Annotated in this window: 1 pseudogene; it reads right to left on the bottom strand. The window is 64.5% G+C overall.

Features of this window, described 5'->3' with window-relative positions:
- Nucleotides 1-346: pseudogene (locus NKK50_RS31285) on the bottom strand (hypothetical protein); the annotation flags it as partial.
- Nucleotides 347-521 lie beyond the last annotated feature (175 nt).

Genomic DNA, 521 nt, shown 5'->3' on the forward strand with positions numbered 1-521 from the left:
GCTTGGCCTCATCGAGGCCCCTGTCGAGCAAAGTTTCGGCGGAATCGCGAAGCTTGTCGCCATAGGCGCCTAGTTGCTCGTCCTCCGTTGCGGTATGGGGCAGAATTGCACCTATAGCGGCGCCGATGGCGAGACCGACGGCCGCAACGGCCAAGGGTTGATCCTCCAACAGATCTTGCGCGGAGCGGCTGGCTTTCGCCGCCATGTCCCCAGTCGTCGAGCTTGCATTGGCAGCGCTTCCCGTCAGACCCGCCGCAGCGGCTCTTGCGGTGCTCGATATGGTGTCGCCGACGCTGGCAGCGCTCGAGGAGAGCGATTCCGCGGCATCGGAGAGCGTGCCGCCCAAGCCGCCGCGCTCCCCTGCTACATCATGTCGTCCCGGCGCTGAAGGCAATGGATAGCCAGCCGAACGGTGGGCGGTGTTTGAGGTACCGCTGCCGAACATCAGCCAGGCCAGACCTGCGCCCACCATGGTGACCGGCAAAGGATTGTCTCGGACCTGCGTTCTGAGATTGCTGAGC

It is taken from the genome of Mesorhizobium sp. M0001, from assembly GCF_040324255.1.
GTDB lineage: Bacteria > Pseudomonadota > Alphaproteobacteria > Rhizobiales > Rhizobiaceae > Mesorhizobium.